General features: G+C 71.9%; 15 protein-coding genes. 5 read left to right on the top strand and 10 right to left on the bottom strand.

Going from position 1 to position 16,994, the window contains the following annotated elements; translation table 11 throughout:
- Position 1: 1 nt before the first annotated feature.
- The 4 genes from ABZ860_RS30060 to ABZ860_RS30075 all read left to right on the top strand — a co-directional run bounded on the left by ABZ860_RS30060 (position 2) and on the right by ABZ860_RS30075 (position 4,588).
- Positions 2–931, top strand: a complete 930-nt coding sequence (locus ABZ860_RS30060) for an alpha/beta hydrolase (RefSeq protein ID WP_357226365.1) — start codon at positions 2–4, stop codon at positions 929–931.
- Positions 932–1,225: 294 nt separating this feature from the next.
- A complete protein-coding gene (locus tag ABZ860_RS30065; protein WP_357226367.1) occupies positions 1,226–1,681 on the top strand; it encodes a DUF6220 domain-containing protein in 456 nt (151 codons plus the stop codon).
- On the top strand, positions 1,678–3,717 hold the full coding sequence (locus tag ABZ860_RS30070) for a multicopper oxidase family protein (RefSeq protein WP_357226370.1): 2,040 nt from the start codon (positions 1,678–1,680) through the stop codon (positions 3,715–3,717). Before ABZ860_RS30065 ends, ABZ860_RS30070 begins: the two co-directional genes overlap by 4 nt.
- A 157-nt stretch (positions 3,718–3,874) precedes the next feature.
- Positions 3,875–4,588, top strand: coding sequence for a hypothetical protein (locus ABZ860_RS30075; protein ID WP_357226373.1), 714 nt, complete (start codon positions 3,875–3,877; stop codon positions 4,586–4,588).
- A gap of 186 nt (positions 4,589–4,774) precedes the next feature.
- Here the strand turns inward: ABZ860_RS30075 and ABZ860_RS30080 are convergent, their stop codons facing one another.
- Entirely contained in the window at positions 4,775–5,599 is an 825-nt protein-coding gene (locus ABZ860_RS30080) for a GNAT family N-acetyltransferase (protein ID WP_357226376.1), read from the bottom strand.
- 118 nt (positions 5,600–5,717) lie between these two features.
- Between ABZ860_RS30080 and ABZ860_RS30085 the strand changes: the two genes are divergently transcribed.
- Positions 5,718–7,268 carry a glycosyltransferase family 39 protein gene (locus ABZ860_RS30085; RefSeq protein ID WP_357226378.1) on the top strand — a complete coding sequence of 517 codons (1,551 nt, stop codon included), beginning with the start codon at positions 5,718–5,720 and terminating at the stop codon, positions 7,266–7,268.
- Here ABZ860_RS30085 and ABZ860_RS30090 read toward each other — a convergent pair.
- The 9 genes from ABZ860_RS30090 to ABZ860_RS30130 all read right to left on the bottom strand — a co-directional run bounded on the left by ABZ860_RS30090 (position 7,258) and on the right by ABZ860_RS30130 (position 16,986).
- The gene (locus tag ABZ860_RS30090; protein ID WP_357226380.1) at positions 7,258–8,115 is read right to left on the bottom strand and encodes a carbohydrate ABC transporter permease; all 858 of its coding nucleotides are present in this window, start codon (positions 8,113–8,115) and stop codon (positions 7,258–7,260) included. The two genes, ABZ860_RS30085 and ABZ860_RS30090, sit on opposite strands and share 11 nt — an antisense overlap.
- Positions 8,112–9,038, bottom strand: a complete 927-nt coding sequence (locus ABZ860_RS30095) for a sugar ABC transporter permease (protein ID WP_079319502.1) — start codon at positions 9,036–9,038, stop codon at positions 8,112–8,114. The genes ABZ860_RS30090 and ABZ860_RS30095 overlap by 4 nt, the downstream gene beginning before the upstream one ends.
- A 7-nt stretch (positions 9,039–9,045) precedes the next feature.
- Positions 9,046–10,332: an extracellular solute-binding protein gene (locus ABZ860_RS30100; RefSeq protein WP_357226383.1), complete on the bottom strand. Its 1,287-nt coding sequence runs from the start codon at positions 10,330–10,332 to the stop codon at positions 9,046–9,048.
- Positions 10,333–10,693: 361 nt separating this feature from the next.
- A complete protein-coding gene (locus ABZ860_RS30105) occupies positions 10,694–11,293 on the bottom strand; it encodes an ATP/GTP-binding protein (RefSeq protein WP_357226386.1) in 600 nt (199 codons plus the stop codon).
- Positions 11,274–11,648, bottom strand: a complete 375-nt coding sequence (locus ABZ860_RS30110; RefSeq protein WP_357226387.1) for a DUF742 domain-containing protein — start codon at positions 11,646–11,648, stop codon at positions 11,274–11,276. The genes ABZ860_RS30105 and ABZ860_RS30110 overlap by 20 nt, the downstream gene beginning before the upstream one ends.
- Complete coding sequence (locus ABZ860_RS30115) at positions 11,645–12,079, bottom strand: roadblock/LC7 domain-containing protein (RefSeq protein WP_357226390.1); 435 nt, start codon at positions 12,077–12,079, stop codon at positions 11,645–11,647. The genes ABZ860_RS30110 and ABZ860_RS30115 overlap by 4 nt, the downstream gene beginning before the upstream one ends.
- The gene (locus ABZ860_RS30120; protein WP_357226392.1) at positions 12,076–14,376 is read right to left on the bottom strand and encodes a nitrate- and nitrite sensing domain-containing protein; all 2,301 of its coding nucleotides are present in this window, start codon (positions 14,374–14,376) and stop codon (positions 12,076–12,078) included. The genes ABZ860_RS30115 and ABZ860_RS30120 overlap by 4 nt, the downstream gene beginning before the upstream one ends.
- 190 nt (positions 14,377–14,566) lie before the next feature.
- On the bottom strand, positions 14,567–16,183 hold the full coding sequence (locus ABZ860_RS30125) for a prenyltransferase/squalene oxidase repeat-containing protein (protein ID WP_357226394.1): 1,617 nt from the start codon (positions 16,181–16,183) through the stop codon (positions 14,567–14,569).
- Positions 16,180–16,986, bottom strand: a complete 807-nt coding sequence (locus ABZ860_RS30130; RefSeq protein WP_357226395.1) for a terpene synthase family protein — start codon at positions 16,984–16,986, stop codon at positions 16,180–16,182. Before ABZ860_RS30130 ends, ABZ860_RS30125 begins: the two co-directional genes overlap by 4 nt.
- Positions 16,987–16,994 lie beyond the last annotated feature (8 nt).

Genomic DNA, 16,994 nt, shown 5'->3' on the forward strand with positions numbered 1-16,994 from the left:
TATGGACTATCGCCTCGATCCCGAACTGGCCGTCGTCGCAGCCGGCCTGCCACGCACCGATTTCACCGATCCCGTCGCGGCGCGGACGGCCGCGTACGCCGTGGCGAGCGCGACGGTCGCCGCCCTTCCGCCCGCCGGCGACGTCCGAATCACCGACCACCACGCGGACGGCGTTCCGGTCCGGATCTACCGGCCGACGACGGCGGCCGAGCCGGCGCCCGTCCTGCTGGACTTCCACGGTGGCGGCTTTGTGATGGGCAGTCTCGACAGCGAGCACCGACGCGCGCTCGACCTCGCCCGCAGGGCCCGCTGCGTCGTCATCTCCGTCGACTACCGGCTCGCGCCCGAGCACCCCTTCCCCGCCGGCCTCGACGACGGCTACACCGTGCTGGAATGGACGTCGGCGAACGCCGCGTCGCTGGGCGTCGACCCCGCGCGCGTGGCCGTGGGGGGCGGCAGCGCCGGAGGCGGGCTGGCGGCCGGGCTCGCGCTGCTTGCCCGCGACCGCGGCGGCCCCGCCATCGCGTTCCAGCTCCTGCTGTGCCCCGCGCTGGACGACCGTCTGCTGACCTGGTCGGCGACCCGGTTCACCGGCACGCCCGCCTTCGACTCGCGCGCCGCCGCCCAGATGTGGCCGCTCTATCTCCCGGCCGGGCGGGTCTCGCCGTACGCCGCCCCGTCCCGCGCCGACGACCTGACCGGCCTCCCGCCCGCCTACGTCCTCACCGCCGAGTACGACCCCCTCCGCGACGAGGCCGTCGACTACGCCGTCCGCCTACTCCAGGCGAACGTCTCGGTAGAGCTCCACCAGACCACCGGGACGTTCCACGTGTTCGATCACGTCGCTCCGGACGCCGCCGTCTCCCGCCGCGCCCGCGCCGAGATGGCGCACGCCCTGGCCCGGGGCCTGGAGGCGCCGTTTCCCTCATGAGCGCCATCCCACGATCAGCCGCGCGCGTGCCGTCGCCGCAGTGACCGTACTCCCCTCGTCGTAGCGGCGCAGGGCGCTGATCCCGCGGCCGTAGGACCGGGAGCCTTCCCGCGTGCGACGACGCCGGCGGCCGCCCGCGACACCATCGAGACACCGCCGGGGGACGGGCGGAACCCGGACCCGCGTACTCCCCCCGCGGTAGCCGACGTGTATCTCGACGAGGGACGACGCCGTCGGCCATGTGGGACAGGATCCCCATGACCCGCTATCCGCTGACCCGAAGGGAGCAAGAGCGTGCGCAAGGTCTACGCCGCCTTGGCGGGGCTGCTGCTCGCCGCCGCCGTCGTGCAGATGTACCTCGCGGCCGTCGGCGCGTTCGACAAGCCGCAGGACGACTCCTCATTCGCCCTGCACAGCATGAACGGCATGATGGTCATCCCGGTGCTGTCGCTGGTGGCCACCGCCGCCGCGGCGGCCGCCAGGGCGCCGGGCCGCCAGATCGGGCTGACCATCCTGCCCGTCGGCCTGGTCGTCGTGCAGGCGCTGATCGTCGCGCTCGGCGGCCTGTTCGACGACAGCACCGGCAACACGACGCCGCTCTCCCTGGCGATCCTCGGCCTGCACGCCATCAACGGCATGGCGGTCATGGGCGTCTGCGGCATGGTGTTCCGCAACGCGCGGCGGCTCGTGTCGGCCACGCCCGCCCCGTCGGAGGCCGCCGCGGAGGGCCGTCCGGTTCGCGCGTCATGACGACCGACCGGCTCATGGCGCTCGACCTGCTCGTCTCGGTCCTGGCCGCGGCGGCGTGGGTGAGCGCGGGCGTGACCGCCGCGGCCCGCCGTCCGAGGACGGCCGCGGCCCTGTTCGCGGTCGCCCTGGTCGCGTCCCTGGCCCGGGTCTGGACCGTCCTCGCCCTGGCCGGGGCCGGCTGGTGGTTCGTGCAGGAGAAGATCACCGTCGCCCTGCCGCTTCTCGTCGCGGCGGGCGGCGTGGCCACCGCAATCGCCGGACCGCGCCTGCTCCGCGCCGCCCGGCGGGCGGACGCGGCTTCACGGGACGCCGTCAGAGCGCCGGCGGTCGTGGTCCCGCTGCTCGGCGCCGGGTACGCCGCGGCGGCCGGGATCGTGCAGACCTTCCTGATCGGATACCCGGCGGATCCGGGCACCGCTCTCCTCCTCCTGGCCGTCGCCGCGGGGGCCGTCCTGGGGACATGGAGAGCGATGAGCACGCACGTCCCCGGGCTGCGGACGGCGACGGCGGCGACCGCCGTGGCCGCCGTGCTCGGAGCCGCCCTCGTATTCGTGCCCTTCACCGAGGAGACCACGGCGGAGGGCTCCGCCCCCGGAGGAGCCGCCGCGATGGCCGCCACCGGCTCCTCCTCCCACGTCCACTCCGCCGAGGGAGGATCCGCCTCCGCCATGGGAGCACCGGCACGTCCGGTGACCGACCTGCGCGGCCCGGCCGCACCTCCGCCGGGCGGCGCCGTACGCCGGTTCGAGCTGACGGCCCGTATGGCGACCGTCACGCTGTCCTCGGGGCGGAAGGTGTCGGCGTGGACCTTCGACGGCCAGGTCCCCGGGCCGCCGCTCACCGCCGTGCAGGGCGACCTCGTCGAGGTGCGGCTACGCAACGCGGACATCACGTCCGGGGTGACGCTGCACTGGCACGGCTACGACGTGCCCTCGGGCGAGGACGGCGTGCCCGGCCTCACCCAGGAGGCCGTGCCGCCCGGCGGGGAGTTCGTCTACCGCTTCGTCGCCGCCCAGGTGGGCACGTACTGGTATCACACCCACGAGGTGTCCGACCTCGGCGTCCGGATGGGGCTCTACGGCACGCTCGTCGTCGCGCCGAAGGGAACCGCGGCCACAGGACTGGACCTCACGCTGCCCGTGCACACCCTCGGCGGCGTGACGGTGACGGGCGATCGCGACCAGCCCCTGGTCCGGCAGGCCGCGCCCGGCACGCCCGTGCGGCTGCGCCTGATCAACACCGACAACACGCCGCATCGGTTCACGCTGGCGGGCACGCCCTACCGGCTGGTGGCGGTGGACGGGACGGACCTGAGCGGGCCGGGCACGCTCGGCCGTGCCGGCCTGCGGCTCGCGGCGGGCGGGCGGTACGACCTCGCGTTCACCATGCCGTCAGGCCCCGCCGTCCTGCGGATCGACGACCGCACCGACTCCGTGCGGCTCACCCCGGCGAGCACGGGCGACGGGTCCGCCGGCGCGAGCGCGACGGCGACCCCGGATCCCGGCGCTGTTCCCGCCGCTGTTCCCGCCGCCGGCAGCCCGACGGCTGACTGGCCGGAACTCGACCTCACCCGCTACGGCGCCCCCGCCCCCACGCCGTTCACGTCCCGCGACCGCTTCGACCGGGACTTCACGCTCGTCCTCGACAGGGGGTTCGCCCTGGTGAACGGCCGGCCGACGTACGCGCACACGGTGAACGGCCACGCCTTCCCCGACATCCCCACGGAAGTGGTCAGGGAGGGCGACCTGGTCCGGCTCACCGTGGTCAACCGCGGCCGGGACACCCACCCCTGGCACCTCCACGGCCACCGGGTGCTCGTGCTATCGCGAGACGGCCGCCCCGTCACCGGCAGCCCCCTGTGGCTCGACACCTTCGACGTACGGCCCGGAGAGGTGTGGAAGGTGGCCTTCCGCGCCGCCAATCCCGGGCTGTGGATGAACCACTGCCATAATCTCAGCCACGCCGACCTGGGGATGATGCTGCACCTGGCGTACGAGGGGGTGACGACGCCTTTCCACGGCGCGCACGGCGGGTGAGTGAATCACCCTTTGTCCTGGTGCGTCGAGTAAAAAATCCAGGCGGGAATTCCACCGAGGTGTAAACGCTCGGTAATCAGATCAGAACTTCGGGTGAGCACCACTGGCCCGGGTCCCCCCGGCCGGGCGTGGGCGATGCCGACCGAAGGGAGAGATCGTGACAGTGGCGAAGAGCATCGTTCCCGCGCTGGCGGCGTGGGCCGCCACGGGGTGGCTCGTCGCAGGCCATCCCACGCCGGCCCTCGCGGGCCAGCCCGGTTACGACGCCGGGGGGCGCCTCGCGCCGGGGATCGCGGCCGAGCCCGCGTCGGGAGTCCGGGGGCATCCCGCCGCGCAAGCCGCGGCGGTCCGGCCGCCCGGCCCCGGTGAACCCTCCGCGTCGGGACCATACGGGCAGGTCGTGCACGAGGCCATGCAGGGGCCCGGCCTCGTGTGCGCCTACCGGCTGCGGGGCGTGCGCAAGGGGGGCTTCCTCAACGTGCGGAAAGGCGCGGGCGTCCGCCACGCTCCCGTCGCCAAGCTGCGGCCCGCCGACGGAGGCTTCTCCGGCGCCTGCACCACCGCCGGCGGCTGGGTCGCGGTGAAGACCGCCGGAGGGGCGACGGGTTTCGCCGCCGCCCGCTACCTCCACAGGCTCGACCTGAGCGGACGGCCCTCGCTCTCGTGCACCTACCGCCTCCGGCACGTGCACACGGGCAGCTTCCTCAACGTCCGCGAGGGCGCCGGCATCCACCATGCGCGCGTCGGCAAGCTGCGGCCCGCCGACGGGAACATCGCCGGAGCCTGCGACGCCACCCACGGCTGGGTGGCCGTGGACAGCGCCGGCGGCATTCCCGGATGGGCCTCCGCCCGCTACCTCCGCAAGGTGTGACGGCGCCGGGCCGCAGGCCCCGGTCAACGCCAGGGCCGCAGGCCCGAGACAACGCCGACCCGCAGGCCCCGGAGAACGCCGACCGGTAGGCGTGAGACAGCGCCGGCCGGCAGCCGCCGGACGCCGCGAAGCCGTGCTGCCTCCGTCCCCGGTGTCCCCCTGGCCGGGGACGGGGGCCGCCGGCCTTCAGCCGAGGTCGGGGTGCGGGACGTAGCAGTCGAGCCGCACGACGTCCTCGCTGGTCATCAGCGTGTCCATGTCGCCGATCCGCCAGCCGGCGTCCAGCAGCAGGGCGAGCAGCGGATGCGCGCCGGGCACCGCCACGTGGGCCGGCCCGGCGTCGGAGTGGGCGTTCGCCGCCTGCAGCACGATGTCCGCGCAGTCCTGCGGGGTCGCACCCCCGGCCGGCCCGATGACGACCTTGTCTCCTGCCGTCCTGACGAACGCGTAGCCCGAGCCGCTGGTGTGCAGGGTCACGCCGGGCAGCCCGGCATACCAGGTGAGCGTGGACGTCCGGTCGCCGCCCGAGACGCCGGCGTCCATGGCCGCCGCCGCGTGGACGTCCGCCTTCTCCGGCGCCGTCCGCGTGCTCTCCCGCCGCACGGCCTGGTCGCCGAGCGGCCTTCGCTGCAGGTAGAACAGCGGGCAGCGCGGGCGCATCCCGCTCCTGACGTACAGCGCGAGCGCTCTCTTGTCGCCCGATGCGAAGGTGACCGTGGGCGTGCCGGCCGGCAGCAGGCGGGACAGGATCGTGCGGCCCACCCTCGACGACTGGTGATCCGGCAGGACGAACAGGTCCCCGAGGTGCGTGACCGGCCCCCGGCGCAGCGTGCCGCCGAACCCCACGATCGCGCCGTCCACCTCGCCGACGAGCACCTCGCCGAACGCGCGTTCCGCGTCCACGAAGTCCGGCCGCCGCGGCCACATGCCCAGGAGACCGAAGCGGCCGGCGACGGCGCGGACGCCGGGCATGTCCGCGTCGGCGGCCGGGCGGACGATCGGTTCCGCCATCGGTGCTCCCCCCTGCGAGTTCTCCCCTTGTTCCGATCACCTTAGGGCGCGTTCATCCTCCCGTTGCCCGCCGGGGCATCCGACGGGGACGTGGCCGGGCGGAGCAGACGGAGGACATGTGAGGATCAGCGACCGGGCCGTGTCGGTCGTCCCGGCCCTGGCCGGGCTGCTCGGCGGTCTGTGGGGCGTCCGGCGCGGCTCGATGTGGCAGGACGAGGCCACGACCTATGCCGTGGCGGGGCGGGCGCTGCCCGACCTGTGGCGCACGCTGGGGAACGTCGACGCCGTTCACGGCCTCTACTACCTGGCGCTTCACCCGTTCATCCGGCTCGCGGGGGACGCCCTCCCGGCGGAGGTGGTCATCCGGATTCCGTCCGTCCTCGCCACGGCTGTCGCGGCGGCCGGTGTCGCGTCCGCCGGTCGGCGGCTGGTCTCGGCCCCGGCCGGCCTGTACGCGGGCCTCGCCTACGCCGCCGCCCCGGTCGTCGTCTTCCACGCCCAGGAGGCCAGGCCGTACGCGCTGGTCGCGGCGGCGGTGGTGGAGGCGACCCGCCTGCTCGCCACGGCACTGTGTGATCCGGTGCGCGGCCCGTCGACGCGCAGGACCTGGGTGCGATACGGCGCCGCGGTCGCCGTGGCGTGCCTGCTCAACCTGTTCGCCGTCCTGGCCCTGGCGGCGCACGCGGTCACGGTGCTCATCACCACGGTGCGAGGCGGGGGCAGGGCTGTGGCGGCGCGCTGGGCCGGCGCGGCCGTGGGCGCCCTGCTCGCGGTCCTGCCGGTGGCGTGGACGGCGTTCGGCCAGCGCGGCCAGGTGGCGTGGCTGGAGCGGCCGGGCCTGCCGGAGGTGAAGGCCCTCGTGACGCGGTTCGCCGGGACCGGCGTGCTCCTCGCGGCGACCGTCGTGTTCGTCGTGCTCGGTCTGATGACGGGTGCGGCGGGAGACATGGCGGGCCCGGCGGGAGGAACGGCGGGAACCGCCGCAGGACGAGCACCCGGCGCCCGCGGCCGGCCTCCCGGGATCGCCGCGTTCGCCGCGCCGCTCGCGTTCCTGCCACCCGCTCTGCTGCTCGCCGTGTCGCAGATCCACCCGCTCTACCAGGACCGCTATGTCCTGTTCTCGATGGCGGGGCTCACGATGGCGCTGGGCGCGGGGCTCGCCCGGGCCGTACGGCTCCTGCCGCGGACGGGGCGGGTGCGGGCGGCGGCTGCGCTGGCGCTGCCCGCTTTGCTGCTGGGGGCGTCCCTGCCGGCCCAGGCCGCCGTCAGGCGGATCGACAGCCGCCCGGACGACCCGGCCGCCGTGGCGCGGATCATCGCGTCGGGACGGCGGCCCGGAGACGTCGTGCTGTTCCTGCCCTCGATCCGCCGCCTGGTCGCCGAGGCCTACCCCGCCTCGTTCCTGGGCGTGCGCGACGCGGCGCTGCGGGCCGGCGGCGCGGCGTCGGGCACGCTCGCCGGGCGTGAGCTGCCCGCGGGCGAGATCGCCGCATCGCTCGGGGCGGCGCCGCGGGTATGGGTGGTGAGCCGGCCCCATCCCGCGCCCGCCGATCTGTCGTCCCCGCGCGACTCCGCCAAGCGGCTGCTGCTGCGTGAGAGCTACCGCCGGGCGCGGACCGTCCGCGTGCTCGGCTACGCCGTACGGCTGTACACGCGGGTCAGCCCTTGACGGCCCCCGCGGTCAGACCGCTGACGAGCTGACGCTCGGCCACGGCGTAGAAGCCGAGGGCGGGCAGCATCGCGACCACGATGTAGGCCATGACCCGTGCGATGTCCGTCGAGTACTGCCCCTGGAACTGCTGGACGCCCAGCGGGATGGTGAAGAGGCTGTCGTCGCTGAACACCACGAGCGGCAGCATGAACTGGTTCCAGCTGTTCACGACCGCGAGCACGGAGACCGTGGCGATCGCGGGCCGGGCCATCGGCAGCAGGATCCGCCAGAAGAAGCCGAACGGCGAGCATCCGTCGAGGATCGCCGCCTCCTCGATCTCTCCCGGGATGGCCCGGAAGAATCCGCGCAGGATGATGATCGTCATCGGCATGCCGAAGGCCGCCTGCGGGAGGATCACGCCGAGCGGGTTGTCGAGCAGCCCGAACATCCGCAGCAGCACGAACAGCGGCAGGATCGCCACCGCGAACGGGAACATGAGCCCGGCGGCGAACATCGTGAACAGCGCCTCACGCCCCCGGAAGGCGAAGCGCGCGAACACGAAGGCCGCCAGCGCGGACACCGCGACGACCACGAGCGTGGTCAGCACCGCGATGTAGGTGCTGTTCCAGAGCATGCGCCAGAACGACGCCGAGGCGAGGATGCCCGTGTAGTTCTCCGGCATCCAGGGGCTGGGCAGGCCGATCGGGTTGCTCGAGAGCTGCCGGGTGGTCTTGAACCCGCCGATCACGGCGTACAGCAGCGGGACACCGACGAACAACGCCGTGATCACGACGATCGCGTGCAGGGAGATGCTGCGCAGCGGACCGCCCGACGTCGGGGACTGCTTGTGACGGTTGGCGCTCATCGCTGGTCTCGCAGCACGGTGGAGGCTCCTTCGAGGTCACGGCGCATGACGTATCGCTGGTAGAAGAGCGCGAACACGAGGCTGATGAAGAACATCACGACGCTGATCGCACTCGCGTAGCCGACCTGGAAGCGTTTGAAGCCGAACTGGAACATCGTGACGGCCATGGTCTCGGAGGAGTGCGAGGGGCCTCCGCCGGTGATGATCCAGACCAGGTCGAACAGCTGGATCGCACCGATGACCGACAGGAACACGCTGATGCGGATCGTGGGCCCGAGCAGCGGCAGCGTGACGTAGCGGAAGACCTTCCACCCCGTCGCGCCGTCGATCTGGGCGGCCTCGGTGAGCTCCTTCGGGATGCCCTGACGCCCGGCGATGTACAAGATCATGTGGAAGCCGAAGTACTTCCAGGTCATGACGATGAACACCGACATCATGACCGTCGACGGGTCGGCGAACCAGTCGAGGGGGTCGATCCCGAACCAGCCGAGGATGTAGTTGGCCAGGCCGTCCGTGGGCGACAGGATCATCATGAACAGGACCGCGGTGATCGCCTCGGACAGCACGTACGGGGCGAAGAACAGCAGGCGGAAGAACGCCCGGCCGCGGATCTTCTGGTTGAGCAGCATGGCGATGCCCAGCGAGAGGGGAAGCTGGATCGCCACCGACAAGATGATCAGCAGCAGCCCGCGCCACAGGTCGCCCAGGAAGACCTCGTCGGCCAGCACGCGGGTGAAGTTCGCCATGCCGATGAAGTTCGTCGGCAGCCCGCGCATGCCGTTCCACTTGAACACGCTCGCGTAGAAGGCGAGCAGGATCGGCGCCACGACGAGCGCCAGGAAGAGCACGAGCGCGGGAAGCAGGAACAGAAGGATCGTGGTGAACCCCCGGAGCCTGCGGCTCCGGGGTCTCGTCGTCTTCACGCGACAGTTACTCCGACTTCGCGGTTTCCGTGATGGCCTGCGCCACCTGCTCGGGCGTCTTGGTTCCGCCGATCAGCTGAGCCACGGAGTCGTTGACCTCCTGACCGACGGCCGGCGGGTACGCCTGGTCGAGGTAGAGCTGGAACCCGGTGGCCCCGGCGAGGTTCTTGGCGACCACGCTCAGGTTCGGGTCGGTGACCGCGTCCTCCTCGCCCTTCAGCACCGGGAGCAGGCCACCGGTCGCGACGGCCTTGCGGTGCTCGGTGCTGTCGGTGAGGAACTTCAGGAACTCGATGGCCTCCGCCGGGGCGTCGGCCCCGATCGCGAAGCCACCGCCGCCGCCGAAGGCGTCGGTGATCGCGCCCTTGCCGCCGTCGACCGCCGGGAAGGGGAAGAAGCCGAGGTCGTCGCCGAGGCCCTTGCCGGCGTCCTTCTGGACCGCGGGCGCCCACTGGCCCATCAGCTCCATGGCGGCCTTGCCGTCGCCCATCGTCGCGGCCTGGCCGCCCGGGTCGCCGTACGTCGCGCCGAGGTAGCCCTTCTGGAACGGCTGGAGATCGGCCAGTTCCTTGAGCTTCTGCCCCGCCTGCACGAAGGCGGGACCCGTGAAGTCCTTGCTCTCACCGGCCTGCTTGAGGGCGTCGAGGCCGCCGATCCGCATGGCGAGGTAGGCCCAGTAGTAGTGGCCCGGCCACTTGTCCTTGCCGCCGAGCGCGATCGGGGTGACCCCGGCGGCCTTCAGCTTCTTGACGTCGTCGAGGAGCTGCGACCAGGTCCCCGGAGGCTCGGCGATCCCGGCCTTCTTGAACAGCGCCTTGTTGTACCAGAAGCCCACCATGCCGATGTCGTCGGGAATGGCGTACTGCTTGTCCTCGACCTTGTACGCCGACAGCGCGGCGTCCGTGAACGTGCCGAGCCAGGATCCGGCGTCGGTGGTGAGGTCCTTGACCAGGCCCGCCTCCACCTGCTGGGCGAGCACGCCACCGCCCCACGTCTGGAAGATGTCCGGCGCCTTGCCGGACTGGGTGAGCGTCGTCAGCTTCGCCTTGAACGCCTCGTTCTCGTAGGGAACGCTCTTGATCGTGATGTTCGGGTGCGCGGCCTGGAAATCCTTGATCGCCTGAGCGCCGTAGCTCTTCAGGGGTTCGGTGGTCCAGATGTTCCAGAACTCGACGGTCACCTTGCCGCCGGCTGAGCTCTTGCTCTCGCCGGCGTCGTTCCCGGTACTACCACATCCCCCGAGGACCAGTGCCGACGCCGCCAGGAGCGCCGCACCTCGCCGACTCAACTTCACGGTGGTTTCCCTTCTGGATTCCGACCGAAACTTTCGGCAGTCGCCCGATAGTTTCTGCGATGGGGCCGAGGTTACAGGGGGGTTAGGTTCATATCAACGGCTGTTGTGCACCTGTTACGCATGGTCGACGGCGAAGGAAAGTACGGCCGATCCATGACGCCCAAAGGGGACAAGTAGGGAGCAACCAGGCGGCATTAACGGGCGGCCGAAACCGAACGGGCGCCCACTCGGGCGCGGGTCACGCGGGAACCGAGGTACGGAAACGCCACCCTGCCACGAAACGTAAATCGTGCGCAAGGGTGCAAAAGTCGCGCACGCGAAGAAACCCGGACACCTTCCGGGCGAGGAGCCGGCGAAAGCGTCAGCGGGCGGCGGTGGTCGGGCGCCTGCCGTACGCGTGCTTGACGAGCTCGATGAGGACTTCCTTGCCCGACTCCCGCTTGCGCGCGTCGCACAGCATGATCGGCACGTCCTGGCTGAGGTTGAGCGCGAGCTTGACCTCGTCCAGGTCGAAGACCGGGGCGCCCTCGAAGCAGTTGACCGCGACGACGAAGGGCGTGCCGCGCCGCTCGAAGTAGTCGACGGAGGGGAAACAGTCGGCGAGCCTGCGGGTGTCGGCCAGCACGACCGCGCCGAGCGCTCCCCGGGCGAGCTCGTCCCAGACGAACCAGAACCGCTCCTGGCCCGGGGTGCCGAAGAGATAGAGGACGAAGTCCTGCCCGATGCTGATCCGGCCGAAGTCCATGGCGACCGTGGTGGTCGCCTTCGCCTCGACCCCGGACAGGTCGTCCACGCCGACGCTGCGGTCGGTCAGCGTCTCCTCCGTGCGCAGCGGCCGGATCTCCGACACCGCACCGACCATCGTGGTCTTGCCCACCCCGAAGCCTCCGGCGATCAGCAGTTTGATCGCCGTGGGCATCTTCGGCGGGACCTTCGCGGAATCAGAGCGCCCGAAGGCCATCGAGCACCGCCTTGTACATCCGCTCGTCGAGCACGTCCATCTCCGGTTGGGGCTGCTGCACGGCCACGAAGCCCCGGTCGAACAGGTCGCCGAGGAGGACCCGGACGATCCCGGCCGGCAGGTCCAGATGGGCCGCGATCTCCGCGACCGACAGCGGCCTGCGGCACAGCCGCACGATCGCCTGGTGCTCGGGGTCCAGCCCGATCTCGGCCCCCGTGGTGGGCCGGACCGTCACCGCGAGCGAGATGAGGTCGAAGCGGTCCTGCGCCTCCGTGCGGCCGCGTGCGATCACGTACGGCCGGATGGTCGGCGCGTCGAGCAGGCGCTCCTCGTCCGGGCTCCACTCGGAGTTCACAGGCGGACCTCGCTCCCGGTGGCCCGGTCGATCGTGGTCCTGGCGGGCGAGGTGAGGTACTGCCCGACGCGCACGACGAGCATGGCCATCTCGTACGCCACGAGGCCGACGTCGGCGTCTCCCGAGCAGAGCACCGCCAGGCAGGCGCCCTGGCCCGCCATGGTCACGAGCAGGTAGGCCGACTTCATCTCCACGATGGTCTGCCGCACGGACCCGCCCTGGAAGCGCTCGCCGACTCCGCGCGCCAGGCTCTGCAGGCCGGAGGCGACGGCGGACAGGTGCTCGGCGTCCTCCACGCGAAGGCCCTGCGAGCCGGCCAGCAGGAGGCCGTCGGTGGACAGCACGATGCCGTGCTCGACCTCACGGATCCGCGCGACGAGGTCGTCGAGCAGCCACGCGAGGTCCGCGGAGGCCCCGGTCTTCTGCGTCACAGGTTGTCCTCCTCGTTCCCCAGCAGCTTCGCGGCCTCGGATCTGCCGCGCCTCGTCCCCGACTGGAACGAGCCCATGATCTTGCGGATGTCCTCCGGCGAGCGGTCCTCCTGCTCCTCCGCCTCGTCCGCGTTCCTCGACTCGTCGGCGAGCGCGGGGGCGAGGTTGGCTTGCGGCACCCGGAAGGGCAGGCCCGACGGGGTGAACCCGGCCGAGGGCGCGGGCCTGTCCGGATCGGCGCCGCCGGGCAGTGGGGCGCTCTGCACGGGCCCGGGCGGCTCGGGAGCCCTCGGCACGGGAACCACCTCCTGGACTGGTTCGGGGGCCGCCTCGGGCGCACCGACCAGCGCGATCTTCCGGGGACCGGGCTCCCGCCGCGGGAGGCCGGAACCGGTTTCCTCTTCGGGCAGGTCCTCCCCGCCCTCGATGACGAGGTCGCGTGGCAGCAGCACGACCGCGGTCGTGCCGCCGTACGGCGACGCCTTGAGCGACACCCGGATCCCGTGCCGTTCGGCCAGGCGGCTGACGACGTACAGGCCGAGCCGGGCGGTGCTCGACAGGTTGAACTCGGGCGGGTCGGCGATCCGCTGGTTGGTCGCCTCCAGGTCCTCGGCGTTCATCCCGAGGCCGCGGTCCTCGATCTCGATCGCGTAGCCGCTGGCCACCACCTGGCCGCCCACCTGGACCATCGTGTACGGCGGGGAGAACGACACCGCGTTCTCGATCAGCTCGGCGAGCAGGTGGATGACGTCGCCCACCGCGCGTCCGATGAGCGCGGTCTCCCCCATCGGCATCACGGTGACGCGGGTGTAGTCCTCGACCTCCGCCAGCGCGCCGCGTACGACGTCGACCATCGGCACCGAGCGTCGCCAGGCGCGGGCGGGGGACGCCCCGGACAGGACGATGAGGTTCTCGGCGTTGCGCCGCATTCGGGTGGCGAGGTGGTCGATGCGGAACAGGTCCTTCAGCTCCGCCGGGTCCGACTCACGCCGCTCCATCACGTCGAGCAACGTGAGCTGGCGGTGCACCAGCGACTGCGTACGCCGGGCGAGGCTGAGCAGGATGTCGCGGATGCTCTGCCGGAGCTGGGCCTCCTCGACGGCGGTGCGGATGGCGGTCTCCTGCACGGAGTTGAACGCCGCGCCCACCTGGCCGAGGACGTCGGGTCCGAAGTCGAGCGGCGGCGCCTCGGCCTCGATGTCGACCTTCTCGCCCTGCGAAAGGCGGGCGACCACTCCGGGCAGCCGCTCGTTGGCCAGTTCGAGCGCGGCCTCGCGCAGCTTCTCCAGCTGGCGCACCAGCGCCCGGGCCGTGGTGACCGACAGGATGATCGACGCGACGACCGCCACGAGGCCGAGACCGCCGGCCAGCGCCAGACGGGCGATGACTCCGACGGCCACCGTCCCCGCCCGGTCGAGCAGCCCGTCGCCGGCCTTCTCCACGGCGTCCTGCCGCTGGGTGAGGACGGTCTCCGCAACGCTCCGCCACTGGTCCTGCGCCACCGGGGGCATGACATCCAGGCGCCCGGCCCGCATGACCTGGTCTTCCATCGCGCGCAGCCGGACGAAGGCCGGCCCGGCGGTCATCCGCTCGAAGGCGCTGTGGTCCGCCGGGGGCAGCTCGCCCGCCGCCTGGTCCGTGAGGTATCGCTGGGCGCCCACGAGCTGGGCGAAGCGGGCCCGATCCACATCGGTCACCCGTCCCGCCGCGAGGGCGCCCGCCAGGAGAGCGTCCTCCTGCGCGAACACCTCACGGGCGCGGGTCAGTTCGACCAGGGTGCGGGCGTCCTTGGCCACCTCCTCGTCGTCCAGCCCGGCGAGGGAGACGTACAGGCGGTAGATGGCGTCGGTCACGTCGGTGAACGCCCGCGCCGCACGGTCGCGATCGATCTGACCGGCGTCGATCTGCTTGCGCGCGGCTGCGATCGCGTCCAGCCGCCTCCTGGTGTCGTTGAGGCGCGTCTGGAGGACGGGCGACGCCGCCATGCGGACGGAGTCGGTCGCCGACATCCGCTCGAAGTTCTCGATCGCCGCGTCGCTGCGGGCGCGCTGCGCCTGCAACTGCGCGCGCGGCACCTGTGCGATATCGCCGAGGCGCACCAGCGTGAGGCGGCGCTCCTTCTGCAACTCCACGAGCAACGGCTCGCTCGGCTGGACGACGCCGCTGTCCAGGGTGCTCACCCACAGGAGGTTGACGCCTTCCCGCAAGGTCACCCACGCCGCGAACGCCCACAGCGCCGCGAGCGACAGCAGCAGAGCCGCCACCTTGGTCCGTACTCTGGAATTGCGGAAGCGCATGGGCCGTCCGTCCTGTGAAGTGCGCAAAACCTGAAGAAGGTTCAGGATGATTGGTGCTGGTGACCCCTCAAGGGCGAGAGCGTGTTTCCGCCACGACGCTCCGAAACCTTAGCAATAGGGTCAAAACCGTTCAAGGCAGCATCGCACCTATACGAGGCCACATGTCCCATTTTATGGAAAGATGGCCTATTTACTGCTTCCTCACAGGACCATGACTGCGCCGGAAAGCCCCCATGACCGCCGGGTCGCGCTGCGCGATATGGCAGGCGGCGAGCACGGCCGCGCGGACGACCGCCCCGGGAAGGTAGAGGTCTTTGTCGTGCCACATCGCCGGCTCCTCCATCCCGGCCGAGTTCAGCAGGAACAGGTACCCCCGCGCCGCGGCCGCGGCCCGCCTCACGTCCTCGCCCGCGTCCGTCATGAGGAGGATCTGCAGGGCGTACGCCGTCTCCTCGCGCGTACCCGCCCACCGCCCCCAGGAGCCGTCCTCGCGCTGTGTGTCGAGGACCCAGCGGACCGCCGCTCGTACGGCCGCGGCCGAGTCCGCGCCGCCGTAGTCGTGCAGCGCGAGCGCGCAACTGACCGTCGCGTAGTAGGGGGAGGCGTGCCAGCGGTCCGACCAGCTGCCGTCCGCCTCCTGGTGGTCGCGCAGCAGGCGGGCCAGCTTGGCCACGCGCCCCTCGTAGCGACCGGCCGCCTCGGGGTGGCGCTCGACGTACGCCCCGAACGCGTCGAGCACATGCGCGTTGACGCTGGTCGAAAAACCCTGCTCGCCGGGCCAGGTGTGGAAGCAGGTCTCCGACTCGTACGCCAGCAGGCTCTCCGGCTCCAGGCGGACGCCCAGAAGTGCCAGCGCGTACAGGACGACCGAGGTGGTGTCCGCGTCCGCCGGCAGCCCCGCCCCGGCCGCCGTGCCTTCCGGCCCCACGGTCATGCAGAGCTCGGCGACCATCTCGGGGGGCGCCTCGAACGGGACACCGGCACGCGCCAGCCAGCTCAGGACCCAGCTCCGTTCGAAGAACGTGATGGGCAGGCCGACCGGGACCGGGCCGCCGTAACGACGTGCGACCGCCTCCAGATGGCGGCGCACCAGGGGATGACGGGGGTGCGCGGAACGGTCGTTCCATTCGGCCCTGTCACCCAGCCAGGCGGCGGCCGCCGCCGGGGAGGCCCCGACCGTGCCGATCGCCGTGGGGACCAGGCCCGGCGCGTGACGGGCCGCCTCCCCCGCCACCTCGAGCGCGTGCAGCAGCTTCTGCGGTACGTCGGCGCCCGACCTGAGCGCGCCCCTGAGCCGGGCGAGCCTGGCGGCGTCCATGCCCGGCGGCATGGTGAGGCGGACGGCGGGCAGCCCGAGGTGCGGCGCTTCGCGCAGATGGTCCTCGATGAGAGCGATCAGCGAGGGGACGATGAACTCGACCGCGGGGGTGTCCGGCAGCGACAGGCCGCCGGACGCCGACAGGACGTGCGACAGCGCGAGGAGCCCCTGCTTCACCGGCCCCGCCAGCGACGCGTCGCCGGTGTGCCGGAGCCGGGAGAGCAGGGCCTCGGTCGCGCTGAGGGTCGGCACGAGCCCGTAGCCGTCCGGGAGCCCCCAGGCGCCGTCCGGCCGCTGCCGCGCCAGCAGGTGGTCCACCCGCTCGGCGTCCCCCACCAGCCAGGGCGCGAGCGCGACCACCCGGCCGGTCTCGTACACCGAGGCGGACACCTCACCCCAGGGCCGGAGCATGAGGCCGGACACGAGTTCGCCGGCCAGGGCCCGGGTGTCCGCCTGCGGCACGCCGGGCGCGAGATCGTTCGCGCTCACCGCTCGCTCCAGTAGTCGGTCAGGCGGTAGAAACCCGCGCTGAAGCCGATCTGACGCTCCAGATAGGCGGCGGCCTGCGGGCAACGCCCCTTGAGCGGCTCGATCCGTTCCCGGCATCGGGCGACGAGGTCGCCGATCAACTCGGCGACCTCCGCACGGCCGATGCCGAGGGTCAGCACGTTGAGGTCTCCCGAGGCCAGGTCCCGTTCGTACGACGCCAGATCGTTGAGCAGCCGGAGCACCTGCTGCACGAGCGCACCGGCCGTGGTCAGTTCGTCGATGTGTTCGAGCGCTCGTGTGTCGCGGCTGTAAAGCCAGAAGGAGACATTGACGAAAGACGCGGCCGTGCTGTCGGCGTTGCCGAGATATTCCGGAACGCCGGGCAGAGGTTTTCCCTCGGATGCCGATGCGCGCCACTCCCATTCCCGCGCCATCGCGGCGAGAAATCGCCGGAGGCTTTCGACCCATGTCGCGCGCATGCCCGGAAATTCGGGCACGGCATTTAAATCGCGCGCGATGTCGGCGAGAAATCGAGTGAGCGGCGTGGCCGCAATGCCGTCGTCGCCGGCCGCGGTCCGGAGGCAGTTCGACAAGAGATCGTCCAGGTCGTCGCGGGATCTCGCGACGCCGTCCACCTGCTGGTCGGCGGCGAACACCCACAGCGACAGCCTGGTCAGGAAACGCAACTGGTCGGCCGTGGACCACGGCGCGCCGAAGGCGTTGGCCAGGCAGAGCCCGGCGAACAGGCTCGGGCCGAACCGATCGGCGGGAAAAAGTCCGGGATATCGTGCCGCGTGATCCACGAGGTCTC

The organism is Microbispora sp. NPDC046973 (assembly GCF_040644495.1).
In the GTDB taxonomy this organism is placed as follows: domain Bacteria; phylum Actinomycetota; class Actinomycetes; order Streptosporangiales; family Streptosporangiaceae; genus Microbispora.